Here is a 17,087-nt window from a genome sequence, read left to right on the forward strand (position 1 = left end):
TTTCTGAAAGGAAAAACGTATTTTGAAGGACTGGAATTACCTGAAATGCTTATTTATAAAATTTAAACTAATTAATAATATGGCTTGTGCCGGATGTGGTACGGGTGGGGATGGAAAGCCGTCAGGATGTAAGAGTAATGGAGGATGCAGCACTGGAGGTTGTAACAGACTCAATGTATTTGATTGGCTGTCCAATATTCCCCTTGGCGATAGCTTAGCACCATTTGACATTATAGAAGTAAGTTTTAACAATGGTAGCCGTAAAGACTTTTACCGCAATGTTACCAAGCAGCTCCTGGATAAAGGAGAAATGGTTACAGTAGAAGGAGTTAGTGGCTTCGACGTTGGAACAGTAAGCCTCACCGGCGAACTGGTAAAACTTCAAATGAAGAAAAGGCGCGCTGAAGATACCCCCGAAGTAAAAAAAGTTTTACGTCGTTCAAGTAACGACGACCTGCAAAGAATGAGCGATAACAAGTCCCGCGAGAAAGAAGCCCTGATTAAATCCAGAGCCCTTGCGCGCAACCTCGGACTGGAAATGAAGCTCGCAGAAGTGGAAATACAGGCCGATGGCCGTAAAGCCACTTTCTTCTACACAGCAGATGATCGCGTGGATTTCCGCGAACTAATTAAAGTTTATGCCTCCGAATTCAGGGCCAAAGTGGAGATGCGCCAGATAGGTGCACGCCAGGAAGCCGGGAAAGTAGGTGGCATCGGCAGTTGCGGCAGGGAGTTATGTTGCTCCACGTGGCTGTCTGATTTCAAAAGCGTGAACACTACCGCTGCCCGGTACCAGAACCTGTCTATCAATCAGGCCAAGTTATCCGGACAATGCGGTCGTTTGAAATGCTGCCTTAACTACGAGCTGGATACCTATCTCGATGCCCTGAAAGAATTTCCCGATGATGCAGACTGCATCGAAACCGCTGGTGGTGTTGCAAACCTGCAGAAAAGGGATATCTTCAAAAGCCTCATGTGGTATTCCTACGAAGGCAGTAACAAACAGTATCCGCTCACCATTACCAGGGCCAAGGAAATACGTCTGCTCAACAGGCAGGGTATTAAACCTGATGACCTCAAACCGGTGGAAGTACTCACTGCCAAACCAAAGGAAACAGATCTCGGTTTTGCCGATGTAGTAGGACAAATCAGTCTGAAATCATTGGAAAAAACTGCGCAGAAACGCAAACAGAAGGATAAAGACAACAGGCAGAAACAACAGAAAACCGGCGAACAGAAACAACCGGCAGGACCCAGGAGCGAACAAGAAAAGGCCGAACCTAAAGCAGGCCAGCGCCCGGATAACCGCCAGCAACAGGAACGTAAACCTAAACAGGAAGGACGTTCCCAAAGACAAAACCAGGGTGGACAATCCAGGCAAAATCAGGGTGGACAACCCAGACAAGGCCAGGGAGGGCAACCCCGGCAGGGCCGCGAACAGCAGCCACGCCAGGAAGGACCTAAATCCCAACAAAACCCGGGACAACCAGGTCAGCAACAAGCCGGACAAGGAGGCGCACCAAAACAGGATCGCCGCCCACCCAGGAATAAGCCAAGACCCAACAATCCCAATAATCCGAATAACAATACCAACAAATAACTGAAACAAAAAAGACAACCGCCATGGTTGTCTTTTTTGTTTTAATGATGTATAAAAGAAAAGGCCGCCCAGATGAGGCAGCCTTTGTTAATAATTGGTTTTTGCTTATGAGAAAAATCTTAAAAATTACGGTTTCATTATCTCCCTCACCAATCAACAACACGGACACCCCATGACTAATAAACTGCCTTATGTTTCGTTTTCAAACAACAGCTTATAATAGTGCATATTGGTCGCTTCATCGTACCCGCGTTCAATCATTTCGCGGTTGCCATGAATATAAACATGAAAATTACGGTCCAGCTTCAGAATACTTTTGAATACCTTTTGCTGCTTCTTCACTGCTGGTGCAGAGATATCAAATTCATCGGGAATTTCCTGTTGAAACTCCTGCTGGTATTCGTTCCGATACTCTTTAAAAGAGGCGATGGCGTCAGGATTCCCCAATACTTCTTTTGCAAAATCGTCTAACTGGAATTGTTCTTTTTCTTTAAAGTACGCGGCTGATTTATTTAACAGATCTACCTGATCCACACGATTCATTTCATATTCGGTTGGCAGCTTATTGTGAATGAACTGCTTGCACATGTTCACCGCTGTTTCTGTCTGATGGTAACTATCTTCCCGGCGTTGCACCTGTAAAAATGCATCTTTCCAATACACGGCCTCTGTTTGTTTGCTGATACTGTCAACAATACTCACTTTATAGCCCTCCTCTTCTTCCGTATTAAAAACCAGACAACCTTTGTCTAATTTATTAATATTAATCCCATCTTCATAATTTACCTGGTAATTATCATCATCCAGAAATACTTTCAAATAGGTATCCCGGTTTTCAGATTTAAAGATGCCGATCGCTTCTACATCTTCTCCATCTGCCTGACACTTGCTAAAATAGGCTATATAAAGTTCTCCGCCTTTAATTTTAGGGTGGGTAGAATGTTTATAAAGATGCTTTGCAATGTTCACTGACTGCTCCTGGAATTCACCCTTGTCACTAAATATACGCCGACAATATTGAAAAATTTCATTCAACTGCAGGTCTGCATCATGACAAAACCTGAAATATTCCGCCGCATTCGTAAATGGCTGTATAAAATAAGTGATCAACAACTGGCTGATTGTTTCGTCCCCCAGCTGCAACGGCGCTTTCGAACAAAGGAGCGGCTCCTCGTTCGATGAATTTCCCACCTTATGAATAGTGAGTTGCGCCAGATCTTTAAACTCCGAAACATGAATCATGGCCGCAAATTTAAGAAATTAGTTGACAGTCCGCAGAATGCTTCTGTCAGCCAATTATTTCTTGATAATTTCATTCCATCATATACCCTGAAAAAAATCAGTATTTCTTCTTTACTTTATCTTCCTAAAATATTCATGACCATGAAAAAACACATATACCTGTTGGCAATGATGACCGGATACGGTGTGCAAGCCCTGGCACAACACCCCGCTTCCGCCGCACTTTATGAAGCCAGGGATCTGACCAAAGAAAATATGTTCTCCGTCAATATAGAAGGACCCAACTTTGACAAGGCCGGCAATTTTTATGTAGTGAATTTTAAACAGGATGGTACGATAGGAAAGATAAATACCCGCACAGGCGCCGGTGAAATATTTGTTTCCCTCCCCGATAGCAGCGTTGCCAACGGTGTCCACTTCAACAGCAAAGGCAATATGTTCCTGCCCGATTTCAAAGGACATAATGTGCTGATGGTAGACATGAAAACTAAAAAGATCAGTGTATACGCGCATTCCGACAAGTTTAACCAACCCAATGATCTCTGCATCAATAAAAAAGATCAGATCTACGCCTCCGATCCCAACTGGGCCAAAAGCACCGGACAACTCTGGCGTATAGACGCCAATAGAAAACCGGTACTACTGGAAACTGGCATGGGCACAACCAATGGCATAGAACTAAGCCCCGATGAAAAAACACTGTACGTAAATGAAAGCGTACAGCGCAACATCTGGAAATACGATGTAGACAACGCCGGTAACATCTCTCACAAAACCCTTTTTGCTACCTTCCCCGACTTCGGATTTGATGGCATGAAATGCGATAAAGCCGGTAATCTCTACATTGCCCGCTGGGGTAAAGGCACTATTGCAGTACTCTCTCCCAAAGGCAAACTGATCCGCGAGATACCCTTAAAAGGAAAGGAATGCAGCAACCTCACCTTCGGGGATAAAGACGGAAAAACAGTGTATGTAACCCTCCAGGACAGGAAATGTGTGGAAACGTTCAGGGTGGGAATAGCCGGGACCAGGATTGAAAGGAATTAAAAAAGATTAGCCGGATGGGTGTTATGTTGCTGTTCTACCGAACTTATTTTCAACAAAACACCCATCCGGCTAATCTTTTTTAATTCCTGCTAATCCTGGTCTTGGTCTATGACAAGTAGCCATCCTTTATTCTTTGCTACAGGTATAGCTGCATCTTTATCAAATGTGCGGCCTTGCTGAAAATTACGTATGTCCGGCGCCGTTATAACCGCTTTAGCCGGATCAATACCCAACGCTTTCCAGTCGATGCTCAGTTTAATGGTCGTATCTTCTTTTGCCCAACTGGCAAGGGATATGAGTACCGCGCCTTCTTTTTTATAGATGGTAGCGGGAACGAGTGGGTTGCCGGTTTTAACAGGATTGTTATCCACCCAATAGCCGATCATTTCAGTGCCCTGCATGCCAAAATCATCCCATACTTTCCAGATAGGACGTGGATCTGCGTTCTCTGTCCAGGGCATACGGTTGGTCATACCGTACACCATCCCGCGCCACTGATTACCACCATCCTGCAACATTTCGCCCATCAGACCAAACGGAATACCACTCACTTCGGTGAGAAAGAAATCAGGTGTATTGTTTTCGTAATCGAAATACTCACCGAACCAAAGGCGGTTCAGGTATGGAAAATGCTCCATGTATAACATGGCGCTGTTTATAAATCCATCCGTTTTATTATACTGATTGGCTGAATGAAGGTCGATGATACCCGGATGTCCATCCTGTGTAAGCACCCGTTTGATGCGCTTCATGGTTACGCGGTCAAATGCCACATCATCCAGGTAGATACCATCTATACCAACATTTTGCACCAGCCAGTTCATGCCTTCCACATAGTAATTGTGCCAGCGGTTCATACCACTGTTGATGATAGCAGCATCTTTAAATTCAGGTACAAACCAGGCGGCAATGTAGTCGTTTGCAATATGCTCCTGCAACCAGGAGAAGCCACCACCTTTACCGGGGCTGTATACTTCATGGCCCAGGCTGCGCAATGGAAACGTTTCCCAGGCATGATTGGAAAGCTCTCTTACTGTATTGTAGATCTTTACTTTCAATCCTTTGCTGTGGGCAGCGTCAATATAGTCCTTCATTTTCTTCCATTCAATAAAGGGGTAATTTATCCAGGGATTGATTTCATTGCCGTGATGGATATTCACGACGGTAGCACCCGTAGCCTTGATGGTATCCAGGTTATTATATTTATGATAGAAGCGGGTGCTCCACTGAAAATCAGTATTGATAGGATGGAATGGCGTGATGATCAGGTGGAAGTTATAGTAGAGCGTATCTCCCTTGTGCATCGTTCTTTCACCACTGTAGTTGTTTACCAGTATTGCCTTGCCTTTCTCTCCGATTGTGATACCCCCTTTATGGCCATTGCCCCATGAAACAGGGAGCAGTAAAGGTTTTTGCAGGTAGAAGTTTGTATTCAGCGGGCGCACATAATGTTCATCCCGGAGGGTAAATTGTAAGCCGGCATTCACATCACCGATCCAGGCGCCATCCTGGTTTTTATTTTGCACATCCCATTTCCAGTCCACTTTTTCAGGGCGCAGGCCCCCTTTCTGATGAAGCCCCATCATATACTTTGCGGCGCCTTTCTCGAGCGGCAGGTGCATGGCAATGTCTTTCAGGGCTATTTCCTGCAAGGCGGTTACTTTCACGGTGTAGTCCAGGAAGCCATCAAATTCAAGGGAGGCGTTTACTTCCATCTGCAAACCGGTAGTCGTGTTGGTGGCTTTCCAGCTTATCTTCCCGGGATCTTTGGCTGTTATCTGCCAGCCATTGCTTTGCCATTTGAGGTCTTTGCCATCGATAGCGGAAATAAAATGGAAATGCACCGGTTCTGTAAACAGGTTCTTTGCCTGAGCAGACAGGGAGGTCATTTCAGGGGTAAAGAACGTCTGGATCTGTGCAGGGAAACCATCTTTATTAATTCCTACTTTACGACCCAGTAAACTGATTACGCTGTCTTTCATTTCCAGTGGCGTATAGGGCGCTATCACTGCATTATCCTGTGCCAGCGTAGAGTTCAGCCATTTAAGACGGGTTTGTTTCCACGGCTCATTGAAGCCGCTGTTTTCTGCCCGTTTATTCGTTACCGTTAGTGTAAGTCTGACCGGCATAGCAGGCATCCCTTCCGGACGGATGGTAGCAATACCTTTGTAAACGCCCGGCACAGCAGCTTCCGGCACATCAATACCACACCACATGGCCTGTACTTTGTGTGCAGCCACATCTACCCTGTTGGTAAATGGTTGTGCATCGTAAGTGGTACCGGTGGTATTAATACAGTTCAATTGTGCTGCCGGTATGGATTTACCGTCTGTTGTTTTAAGATCTGTGAAAGATATTTTCACCGCTTTCAGGTTTTTCAATGCATAGATCCCTAACTGGAAAGCATAATATTCTCCTTTGTCCACATGCCCTGTAAATGCCTGTGATGGCCCCTTCTGTATCCAGCGTTGTGGCAGGTCATCGGTCATTTTAATGGAAAATTGTCTGTCTTCCGGAAACACAAGGTATCCTGCACCCGGATGTTGCAGCAATAGCCGGCTTTTCTCTGCCGCAGTGGCTATCACTTCCATGGGATAGAACGTATTAAAAGTGTCGATGGCTTGCAGTTCCCGCAGGGTGGCATTGGGTTTTATGGCAGTGGAAACAGTTTGCAGCCAGTTGTTACCGGCTGTTTGTTCCGGCGCTAGGTATACGCCTTTGGGGTAGTTGGATCTCCCTTCATTTTTATACGGCAGATAATAAATATAGTAATTGCCTTTTCCCGAAACAGGCTCAAAACAAATATCCCCCAACTCACGGTTAAGCACCAACGTTTTTATATTGTCGATCTTTTTTTGTGTTTGTGCATCCTGGATAATGATGCGTTTTAATTCCGGGTGTTCATCACGCCGGCGCCAGGGGATGATTACGCGGGCTACTTTGGCGGTGCCGTTAAAAGTTACTACAGCCCGGTGGTTACCGAGGGAATCCGCATCCCAGCTATTGCTGCCGGCTGTATACTTCACCTGCTGCGCCATAATGGCGACTGGCAGGCTGAGTGTAAGCCCTGCCAGCAGCAGCCCTTTCCGCGCAATGCGGGCATAGTGGTTCATCTGATACATGAAAAGGTTTTAAAATTATTCCCGGATACTGAAATTACGTAGTAAGCCGTTTCTTTCCTGATTTTTTTATAAATGGAAAAGCCCCGTTATACGAGGCTTTTCACGATAGGTTTATCAGATCGGGTTTTGTTCAAGATTTGGATCAAGGAGTATTTCCGACTCAGGAATAAAGTGTACGACCCTTGGGTCTGTATATTTAACCGTTTGCGGATGGTCTGTTTGTACGCCTTCATAATCTCTTACCAGGTTCCTGTTGTTACGGAAAATGTCGAATACGCGGTGTGTTTCAAATGCCAGTTCCAGGCGGGCTTCATCCAGTACTACATCCAGTACGGAGGCATAGCCTTTCAGGTCGCCGGTTGTAAACAGTGCTGTTCCGCTTAACCCCGCTCTTTTCCGGATAATATTCACATCATCAATCGCTGCCGGGTTGTTTCCCAGCTTTGCATTGGCTTCTGCCCTGATCAGGTACATTTCCGCCAAACGCAGTACTACCGGGGAGCTGAGGGTGGGCACGTTATCCTGGTTGGAGTATTTCAGGATGTACCATTTAGGCACATCATTACGGTTATCCACTATCTTTTTACCGCCTGCATCCAGTGAATCTTTACCATTCTGATCTTTCACATACACTGCCTGGATAAAGCCATGCCTGGCATCCTGCGGGTATTTGTCCAACAGTGCACGGTAAGAACCGGAAGCATATATTTCGCCATAGCCCATACCGCCGGGAGACATATAATACATAGACCCAATGGAGCTCCAGGTTCTGTCATCCTGCAGCGTGTGGTGAATCGCAAATATTGTTTCCTTATTGCCTTCATTGCTTTTAAGGAAGTAGCCCGGCAGGTCGGAAGTGCTTACAAGGCTGTAGTTACCGGAGTTGATCACGGAGTCTGCATAGATCCGGGCGGAGTCGTTTCTGCCCATGTAGAGGTAAGTTCTTGCCAGCAACGCCATGGCCGCATTCTTAGTGGCATAACTGTTTGTATTGGTATTATCCATCAGGTCTTTTGCACGGCTCAGGTCAGCTACAACCTGTGCATATACTTCTTTTACCGTATTGCGTTTAGGCATGGCCGTTACATCGAATTTTGTAACAAGCGGAACGCCCAGGTTGGTTTCAGGATTCTGCGCATACGGCCGGCCAAATGTGCGTACTAAACTGAAGTGAACGAAAGCACGGATAAAGAGGTTCTCTCCTATCATTTCATTGACAGCGGGAGAAGTACCTTCCGGCATCACTTCCAGCAACCTGTTGCAGCCATTAATGGCTTTGTAACCCATCCGCCATAACTGGCCGGTATTAGCCTGGTTGGTCAGATGACCGTAAGTATAAGAGTAGAACAACGGATCTGTGGTAGCCCCGCTCAACGCAATATCATCACTGGGGAACTCCCCCATCTGGAAATAGTTGCGGGTAAAATTTTCTTCTTTCAGCAATGCATAGTTACCGGTAGTGGCAGCAGGCCACTTTGTTTCATCTTTCAGGATGCCGTCATCGGGAATTGCACTGTACGGTTCTTTCTTCAGTGAACAGGACGTTGCCAGTAATACCAGCGAAAGCCCCGCAAAATATTTTGAAATATGCTTCATGATAATTTCTTTTTTAGCACCTGTTAAAAATTGATTTCAAGACCGGCAAACCATTTTGTACTGTACGGATACTTGGTTCCGTTGATACCCCGGTCATCAACTTCCGGATCTATACCGGCAAATTTAGTAGCGGTCCACAGGTTGTCGCCGCCAACAGAAATCCTTGCATTGCCCACATGTACACGGTCCAGCCATTGCTTTGGTAGTGCATAGCTCAGGTTTACATTCCTTAAACGCAGGTAGCTACCATCTTCAAGAAAACGGGAAGATGGTTTATGCGCATTCTTATTACCCTTGATCACATATTTTGGATGTGTAGTATTGTCGCCCGGTTTTTCCCAGCGGCTCCATTGTTTATCCAGCTCCATCATGTTGTAAGTGTAGTAGGCGCCATCGTTATCCATCAGTTCACGTGTACTGTTGTACACATCATTACCGGAAACAAAAGCGAGGAAAGCACTCAGCTGAAATCCCTTGTATGACCATACGTTGCGCATACCGCCAAAGAATTTCGGCGTAGCGGAACCTACAATCTGCAAAGATGCTTCGTTGTAATTATTGGTGGTAGTACGTGCTGTTATTTTACCATCAGCGTCCCTGGTTACTTTTTCCCACAAAGGATCTCCGTTTGCAGGGTCCACACCGGCCCATTTGCGCATATAAAAGCTGCGCATGTCCTGTCCTTTTTCCAGGATGAAGTAACTGCTGAGCGGGTCTGTGATCTCATTTTTTCCACCATACAAATCCATCACGGAGTTTTTATTGAAGCCGATATTAAAATCGGTACTCCATTTAAATTCACCTACCAGGTTATCTGTACTCAGGTTGATTTCAATACCCTTGTTACGCACACTGCCAATGTTCTGCGGGATATAGTTGTAGCCGGCAGTTCCGGGCAGCGGCACATTAAACAGCAGGTCTTTGCTGTCCTTCTGATAAAGATCTACGGTCAGATTAATACGGTCAAATAATCCCAGATCGAAACCGATATTGGTGTTATACGCCTTTTCCCAAGACAGGTCCGGCACATTGTAAATGCTCTGGTAAGCGCCGGGAAAACCATTATACTGTGTATTGATGGCATACGCGCCAATAGAAGTATAATCGCCGATTTCCGCATTACCGGTAGTACCATAGCTGGCCCTTATCTTCAGGTTGGTAATTGCTTTTATCTCTTTGATAAAATTTTCTTCCGAAACAGCCCACGATGCACCAAACGCATAGAAGTTGCCATACTGCCTGTTTGCACCAAATTTGGAAGAACCATCCCTCCTGAAGGAAGAGGTAAAGTAGTACTTGTAATTATAGTTATAGTTAGCCTGTATAAAGTAAGAATTGAAAGCGCGGTCTGTTTTGCTGCCACCAATGCTCATGGGAGAAGAAGCTGCATCCAGCACATCTTTTCCCTGTAAGATCCCTTTACCTTTTGCATTGAGATCATTCAGGTTTACCTGCTGAAATTCAGCCCCCACCAACCCGTCGATGTTATGCACTTTGTTGACCGTATATCTTGCCTTTAACAGGTTGGAACTAATGTAAGCCGATGTATCCTGGTAATAATTGTAAAGATTTCCGCGGTCATCAGAACCGGCTGCTGTTCTTACATCTCCATTGCTTTCTTCCCGGTCATGGTAGTACTGCGCGCGGTTGGTAGTGCTGAAGGACAACCATTTTGTGATATCATATTCCAGTTTGAATAATGCCTCAACAGACTGCCGCTTATGATTGATGTAATTATACTGTTGATCATACAGGAAGTTGGTCATATCCCTGCCGTACCACTTCGCTGCGTTTATCGGATTTACCGGGTTTCCCTGTGCATCATAAGGGTTATCCCATGGCAGGTTGGTATAGTATTGATACAATGATCCGTTTGAGTTATCATGGTCGGTAGTTTGCACCCCTGCGAGGTTTGCACTGATACGTAATTTGTCCGTGATGTTGTGGTCAATATTCAATCTTGCGCTGAAACGCTCTACTCCTGTACCTTTCAGGATACCATCTTCTTTATAATAATTACCTCCCAGGTAGAACTTTGTTTTTTCATTACCTCCGCTGGCGGATAGTTCATAGTTCTGGTTAGATGCATTTTGGAATGCCAGTTGCTGCCAGTTGGTATTGATATTCCGGAGTGCCGGGTCCAGTTCTCTACCGGCAGCAGTTTGCAGGTCATAAAGACCGGTACCATTCATCAGGTGAAAGCGGCCGGTATTTAATGTTGCGGTTCCTATATTGGTACGGAAGTTTACCTGTGTTTTACCTGCTTTCCCTCTTTTGGTGGTGATCACCATTACGCCATTTGCCGCACGTGCGCCATACAACGTAGTGGCAGCCGCATCTTTCAGGATGGTCACACTTTCAATATCGCTGGGATTCGGTAATCCGCCGATGATACCATCTACGACCACCAACGGAGAATTGCCGGCAGTAAGCGTTCCATTACCACGGATACGTACCACCGGAGCAGCAGACGGATCACCGGAGCTGTTACCAACAAATACGCCACTCACTTTACCCTGCAACATCTTGTCCACACTGGTAGCCTGTACATCTTTCAGCTTGGCAGCACTTACTGCCTGGGCCGCACCGGTCAGATTTTTTGTGGTAGTGGTGGTATAACCCATTACCACTACTTCTTCCAGTTTTTTAGTATCGGCTTCCAATTGGATACTGATCTCAGAACGACCGCCCACGGCCACTTTCTGCGGTATATAGCCGATATAGGAAAACACCAGTATGCTGCTTTCTGAGGGCGCCTGCAAAGTATATTTACCATTGGCATCGGTAACACTACCTATACTGGTACCTTCTACCGCTACGGTTACACCCGGTAAAGGATCGTGAGAGGCAGCATCGGTAATCCTTCCGGTTACTGTCACAGCTGCCGTACGCACAGGCGTGATCACCACCAGGTTATTTTCCAGCACCTGGTAAGTAACGTTGGATCTGGAAAAGAGGATGCCCAGTACATCATTTATTGGCTTATTTTTTACATCAATGCTTACCGACTTATTCAGGTCGGCAAAATTTTCATTGTAGAAAAAGCGATAATTGCTTTTGTTTTCAATCAACTTGAAAACTTCTCTTACGCTTTTATTTTCAGCATGTAGCTCGCTGATCTTTTCCTGCGCATACGCAGTAGCAGATACCTGTAGAATACCTCCGAAAATCAGCAGCCCCGTCATTTTCATCATTAGCAATAATTTTCGCCTGGGGCAAAGAAATGCCGCCAAGTGTGCAGTGGATTTCATAAACTTGTATAGATTTTAGTTAAACGAATATTTACGGTGACGGCCCGTCGCAAAGGCCATTCACCAACATGTGATTTTCGTTGGATTGGGGTAAGTCGCATTACCCCAATTTTTTTTCAGCTGTTCACTTCTTACATGAATGTTGTTTTACAGGTTTAAAAATGATTATGCAGTGCCTCCCGGCTATTTACCGGTTCGTAGAGCATTGGCATATTTCTCTTTCAGTACTTTGTCCAGTTCTACAGTAACTACGCCACTATCAATTGTATAGCGCAATGGTGCTGTCAGTTTCAGAATATTCAGGACCTGTTCCAGTGTTTCCTGGCGGAAAGTGCCACTGAAACGGTAAGTTTTCAATTCCTCATCTTTAAAGATCACTTTTACATTAAACCGGCGTTGCATAGTGATGGCCAGTTCCTCCATGGTTTGGGCGGTTACTATCCAGTTGCCGTCTTTCCACGCGGTATATATTTCTGTATCGTTTACTTCCTTACTTTCCACCGGTTTGTTGCCGGGGTCCTGGGCCGATACTTTGACCGGCTCATTTTTCTTGTCTGCTACCGGTTTTTTATACACCACATGCTGGCGCGGTTTCAGCATCATCCGGAATGGACTGGCTGTTTTGCTACCATCGATTTTCACTTCTCCCTCTACCAATGTGGTCACCACAGTTTTATCTTCCGGGTAGGCTTTTACGTTGAAAGATGTACCCAGCGCAAGAATTTGCAAGTCAGCTGCATTGACGGTGAACGGCTTTTGCGGATTGGTATGCACTTTAAAAAAGGCTTCGCCTTCCAGCTTTACTTCGCGGCGCTGTGTATTGTAAGACGACGCATATTGCAGTTTGCTGCCTGCGTTCAGCCATACTTCCGTACCATCAGCCAAGGCTATTTTTGTAGTGGCTCCTTTTGGGCTGGTTACGGTTACCATTCCCTGGCTATCTGCTTGCTTACCAAGAGAAAACCAGGCAAATACAACGCCGCCGCCTATCATGAATGGCAGGGTAAAAGACGCGGCTATCCGCAGGTAACGTTTCCACCCGGCCACCGGTTTCATGGGAGCAATGGCACCCTGCCGCAACACCTCATTCCAGCCGGCAACAGCATCATACTGCCCTGGCTGTGCCGCAGCCAGCCAGGCATCCCGCAGTTGCAGGAAATAAATCCGGTTACCGGCATCTGCTGAGATCCAGTCTTCCAGTATCTTTTGCTCTTCCAGTGTTGTATTGCCAGACAAGAAACATGCAATCAGGTCGTCCATCTGCACTTGTGAATAATTAAGCCCCATAGTTCGTTAAACAGCTACTAAGACAACTTATCATGATTAACAGGGTGACAAGACAAGAAAAAAAATATTATTTTCTTAACGGGTTATTTCAATAAAGGGAGGAGTTCATCACGCAACCTTTGCAGGGCGCGGGTCATCTGTGTTTTTACGGTATTGATGGAAATGCCCAGGTGGCGGGAAATTTCGGGATAGCTCAGTTGCTCAAAGCGGCTGAGGCGGAATATGTCCTGGCATTGTGGTGGTAACTTGCGGATGGCCTTTTCAGCCAATAGCTCCAGTTCGGAGTGCAGGAGCGTTTCCACCGGAGAGGGTGCAGCAGGCATGCCAAAGATAGATATGCGGGATTCAAGCTGTTCCAGCAGCTCGCCGCCGTAACGGGTCCTGATTTTATCCTGCTTTATAAAGTTGAGACAGTTATTTTGTACGGAGCGGTACAGGTATGCTTTTTCGGAAACCTGGATATCCAGTTCCCCGTATCTCTCCCATATCTTCATAAAAGTATCCTGCACAATTTCTTCTGCTAAGTCATGGCGGTTTACGAAATCGTATGCGAAAGTACAAAGCGCAGGATAATAGCTTTTGAATAATGATTCAAAAGCCGGCAGCAGGCTATGGTTAATATTTTTACGTTCCTCCTCCAAAATGCGGACTCCTTTCGCGATATAAGCGGGCTGTTTTTATTGCCCTTTAACATCGTGCACATTGTTCACTTACAAATGCATGCAGCACAATTACCTGCTGCCCGCGAAAAGATACGACAAGTTGGTATTAAAATAAAAAACGCGGATGAATCACCCGCGTTTTTCTATCTCCCTTAAAAAAATTACATACATAAACCACCACAGGTACTGATGGTTTGCCCGGTTACATACCCGCCCAAGTCTGAAGCCAGGAACAGGCATACGTTGGCAATATCTTCCGGGGTACCAAAACGGCCCAGGGGAATCTGCTGAATGTAGTTGCCTGCGCTATCCCCTTCTTTCAGGTAGCTGGTCATATCTGTTTCTACAAAGCCCGGTGCCACTGCATTGCAGCGGATATTACGGCTACCCATTTCCTGGGCTATAGATTTTGTAAACCCGATAATACCAGCCTTGGAGGCAGCATAACTGCTCTGGCCTGCATTGCCCATAATACCGATTACGGAACTCATATTAATGATACTGCCGCTCTTGGCCTTCATCATAGGGCGTATCACATGTTTGGTCATGTTATACACGCTTTTCAGGTTGATGTTCATCACATCATCCCACTGATCAGGGCTCATGCGCAGCAGGAGGTTATCTTTGGAAATACCGGCATTGTTTACGCAGATATCAATTTTACCGAATTCTTTCAATACATCTGTTACCAACGCTTCACACTCTTCAAATACACCGGCGTTTGACTTATATGCTTTTGCCTGTACGCCTAAAGCCCGGAGCTTTTCTTCCAGTATTCTGGCTTTTTCGTCTGAGCTTACGTAGGTGAAGGCTACGTTAGCTCCCTGTGCTGCAAATTTTAATGCAATCGCTTCACCGATACCGCGGCTGGCGCCTGTTACAATCGCTACTTTGTTCTCCAGTAATTTCATGTTATAGTTGATAGGTTTTAAGCGTTCATACTCGCCGCATATTTCAGGATTTCTTCCAGGTAATCGCGGTCGTTATTTAATCTTGGTACTTTATGTTGTCCGCCCAGTTTGCCTTTGCTTTTGAGGAACTCGCAGAAAGTACCTCTTGGTAATACATGTACAACAGGCATGTGCAAGGCGATATCTTTATATCTTTTTGCTTCGTAATCTGAATTAATGGACTTCAATGTGCTGTCCAGTACCTGGGTAAAGTGGTTCAGATCATCCGGGGCCACTTCAAATTCTACCAGCCATTCATGCCCACCGTTGGCGTTATCGCTGAAATACACCGGGGCCGCGGTATAATCGTTGACCACTGCACCGGTAGCTTCGCAGGCACGGGCCACCGCGGTATCGGAGTTTTCCACGATCACTTCTTCACCAAAAGCATTGATAAAGGATTTTGTTCTGCCACTGATCTTAATACGGTAAGGCAGCAGGGATACAAACTGGATGGTATCGCCCACCATGTACCGCCACAACCCGCCGTTGGTACTGATTACCAGGGCATAGTTTTTACCCAGTTCCACTTCCTGCAACTGGAGGGTGCGTGGGGTTTCTTTACCCAGTTCCTCCATCGGCATAAACTCGTAAAAGATGCCGTGGTTAAGGAACAACAGCAGTCCTTCTTCACCGATAACATCCTGGGCAGCAAAAAAGCCTTCAGAAGCATTGTAGGTTTCCTGGAAATGCATCAGCGGTTTGCGGATCAGTTTTGCAAACTGGTCGCGGTAAGGTGTAAAGCTCACCCCTCCGTGCATATAAAGCTCCAGGCTTGGCCATACATCTGCCAGGTTATCTGTACCGGTCAATTCAAAGATGCGTTTTATCAATACAATTGTCCAGGTAGGAACACCGGCAATGGAGGTCACGTTTTCGTGAATCACTGCATTGGCCATGCGTTCTATCTTTTCTTCCCATTCGTCCATCAGGGCAATTTCCAGGTCCGGTGTGCGGATCATGTTACCATAGAATGGCATGTTCTGCAACATCACGGCACTGAGGTCACCACAATAGGAATCACTGTTTTCTGATAATTTATTTACCTGGTGGCTTCCGCCAATGACCAGGGATTTACCCGTAAATACGTCGGAGTCGGGGAAATTATTGTAATAGAGGGAAATAACATCACGGCCGGAACGATAATGACATTCATCCAGGCTTTCGATGGTAACAGGAATAAACTTGCTTTTGTCTGCGGTAGTACCGCTGGATTTGGCAAACCATTTAATAGGTGTATTCCAGAGGACATTTTGCTGTCCTTCCATGGTACGCTGAATATATGGTTTAATGGTGTCGTAGGTATGAACGGGCACCCTTTCCTTGTATTCGTCTATTTTATAAATCTTTGAAAAGCCGTATTGCTTGCCGAACTCCGTATACTGGGCGGCACTGATAAGGTTTTGGAACACCTGCTGCTGCACCTGCACGGGATATTGCATAAAATATGCAATGCGCCCCATGCGCAATCTTGCCAGTTGTGATATTGCAGGACTTAAAATTCTCATATAGGATGCTCTCGAATGATTTTACTATTTAGCCGCTTCGTCCACGTAAGTCTTCCTGCGAAGGATAAAATTCTGGCCAAGATACACTTTTCTAACCTGTTCGTCTGCTGCCAGTTCTTCCGCGGAGCCGGACTTCAGGATTTTCCCTTCAAATAATAAATAAGCCCGGTCGGTAATAGACAGGGTTTCCTGCACGTTGTGGTCTGTTATCAGGATACCTATATTCTTGTATTTCAATTTGGCAACGATGGACTGAATATCTTCCACGGCGATGGGATCAATACCCGCAAAAGGCTCATCCAGCAATATAAACTTTGGGTCTACCGCCAGGGCACGGGCTATTTCAGTACGACGGCGTTCCCCGCCACTCAGTACATCACCCGGACTTTTCCGCACGTGCATTAACCGGAATTCGCTCAATAAAGATTCCAGCTTCTCCTTCTGCTCCGCCTTTTTCAGGTTGGTCATTTCCAGTACTGCCGAGATGTTATCTTCCACACTCAGCTTCCGGAACACGGAAGCTTCCTGCGGTAAATAGCCGATACCCATCTTTGCCCGCTTGTACATGGGCAATTTAGTGATATTCAGGTCATCCAGGAACACATTGCCCTCATCTGGCTTAATCAGCCCTACTACCATGTAAAAGGTGGTGGTTTTACCCGCTCCGTTAGGGCCCAGCAACCCCACTATCTCACCCTGAGACACTTCAACAGACACATGATTTACCACCGTTCTGTTGCCGTAACGCTTTACCAACTGGTCCGTATGTATTCTTAATGCCATATGATCAAACTTAGCAAAATTAAACAATTCATTCACTTA

The 17,087-nt window shown here is 45.8% G+C and carries 11 protein-coding genes; 2 read left to right on the forward strand and 9 right to left on the reverse strand.

Annotation, left to right across the window (positions count from 1 at the left end; all coding sequences use genetic code 11):
* Positions 1–79: 79 nt before the first annotated feature.
* Positions 80–1,600: a regulatory iron-sulfur-containing complex subunit RicT gene (gene ricT, locus ABQ275_RS23230; protein WP_349315527.1), complete on the forward strand. Its 1,521-nt coding sequence runs from the start codon at positions 80–82 to the stop codon at positions 1,598–1,600.
* Between the two features lie 189 nt (positions 1,601–1,789).
* Here ricT and ABQ275_RS23235 read toward each other — a convergent pair whose 3' ends face one another.
* Positions 1,790–2,842: a nucleoid-associated protein gene (locus ABQ275_RS23235; protein ID WP_349315528.1), complete on the reverse strand. Its 1,053-nt coding sequence runs from the start codon at positions 2,840–2,842 to the stop codon at positions 1,790–1,792.
* A gap of 141 nt (positions 2,843–2,983) precedes the next feature.
* Here ABQ275_RS23235 and ABQ275_RS23240 point away from each other — a divergent pair, with 141 nt between their 5' ends.
* A complete protein-coding gene (locus ABQ275_RS23240; RefSeq protein ID WP_349315529.1) occupies positions 2,984–3,889 on the forward strand; it encodes an SMP-30/gluconolactonase/LRE family protein in 906 nt (301 codons plus the stop codon).
* 89 nt (positions 3,890–3,978) lie between these two features.
* Here ABQ275_RS23240 and ABQ275_RS23245 read toward each other — a convergent pair whose 3' ends face one another.
* The 8 genes from ABQ275_RS23245 to lptB form a co-directional block, all read right to left on the reverse strand.
* The gene (locus ABQ275_RS23245; RefSeq protein ID WP_349315530.1) at positions 3,979–7,011 is read right to left on the reverse strand and encodes a glycoside hydrolase domain-containing protein; all 3,033 of its coding nucleotides are present in this window, start codon (positions 7,009–7,011) and stop codon (positions 3,979–3,981) included.
* A 114-nt stretch (positions 7,012–7,125) separates the two neighbouring features.
* Positions 7,126–8,607 carry a RagB/SusD family nutrient uptake outer membrane protein gene (locus ABQ275_RS23250; RefSeq protein WP_349315531.1) on the reverse strand — a complete coding sequence of 494 codons (1,482 nt, stop codon included), beginning with the start codon at positions 8,605–8,607 and terminating at the stop codon, positions 7,126–7,128.
* 23 nt (positions 8,608–8,630) lie between these two features.
* Entirely contained in the window at positions 8,631–11,801 is a 3,171-nt protein-coding gene (locus ABQ275_RS23255; protein ID WP_349315532.1) for a TonB-dependent receptor, read from the reverse strand.
* A 240-nt stretch (positions 11,802–12,041) separates the two neighbouring features.
* Positions 12,042–13,118 carry a FecR domain-containing protein gene (locus tag ABQ275_RS23260; RefSeq protein WP_349315533.1) on the reverse strand — a complete coding sequence of 359 codons (1,077 nt, stop codon included), beginning with the start codon at positions 13,116–13,118 and terminating at the stop codon, positions 12,042–12,044.
* Positions 13,119–13,228: 110 nt separating this feature from the next.
* Positions 13,229–13,786, reverse strand: a complete 558-nt coding sequence (locus ABQ275_RS23265; protein WP_349315534.1) for an RNA polymerase sigma-70 factor — start codon at positions 13,784–13,786, stop codon at positions 13,229–13,231.
* 182 nt (positions 13,787–13,968) lie between these two features.
* The gene (gene fabG / locus ABQ275_RS23270) at positions 13,969–14,718 is read right to left on the reverse strand and encodes a 3-oxoacyl-[acyl-carrier-protein] reductase (RefSeq protein ID WP_349315535.1); all 750 of its coding nucleotides are present in this window, start codon (positions 14,716–14,718) and stop codon (positions 13,969–13,971) included.
* A 17-nt stretch (positions 14,719–14,735) separates the two neighbouring features.
* Positions 14,736–16,265, reverse strand: coding sequence for a GH3 auxin-responsive promoter family protein (locus tag ABQ275_RS23275; protein ID WP_349315536.1), 1,530 nt, complete (start codon positions 16,263–16,265; stop codon positions 14,736–14,738).
* Positions 16,266–16,289: 24 nt separating this feature from the next.
* Positions 16,290–17,048, reverse strand: coding sequence for an LPS export ABC transporter ATP-binding protein (gene lptB, locus ABQ275_RS23280; RefSeq protein ID WP_349315537.1), 759 nt, complete (start codon positions 17,046–17,048; stop codon positions 16,290–16,292).
* Positions 17,049–17,087: the final 39 nt, after the last annotated feature.

The organism is Chitinophaga sp. MM2321 (assembly GCF_964033635.1).
Lineage (GTDB): Bacteria > Bacteroidota > Bacteroidia > Chitinophagales > Chitinophagaceae > Chitinophaga.